Here is a 356-nt window from a genome sequence, read left to right on the forward strand (position 1 = left end):
ATAGCGCCGCCGCCAGCGCCGCTGCCGCCGTCGTGTTGCCGATTCCCATCTCGCCCAGGCAAAGCAGGTCGCACCCGCCGGGCAGCGCCGCCGCGCCGGCCGTGACGGCGGCGCAGAATTCGGCCTCCGTCATCGCGGGCCCCTGGGTCATGTCCGCGGTGGGCGCGTCCAACAACAGCGGATGCACGTGCAGCCGCGCGCCCGCGACCGTCGCGAGTTGGTTGATCGCCGCCCCGCCGGCGCGGAAATTGGCCACCATCTGTGCGGTGACCGCCGCGGGGTAGGGGGAGACGCCCTGTGCCGTCACGCCGTGGTTGCCGGCGAAGATCAGGATGTCGACCTGATCGAGACGCGGC

At 72.8% G+C, this 356-nt stretch carries 1 protein-coding gene; it reads right to left on the bottom strand.

Features of this window, described 5'->3' with window-relative positions:
* Nucleotides 1-356: nicotinate-nucleotide--dimethylbenzimidazole phosphoribosyltransferase (locus B8460_RS19430; RefSeq protein WP_048863280.1), on the bottom strand; the 356-nt coding region annotated here is incomplete at both ends.

Origin of the sequence: Acidisphaera rubrifaciens HS-AP3, from assembly GCF_000964365.1 — a bacterium.
Lineage (GTDB): Bacteria > Pseudomonadota > Alphaproteobacteria > Acetobacterales > Acetobacteraceae > Acidisphaera > Acidisphaera rubrifaciens.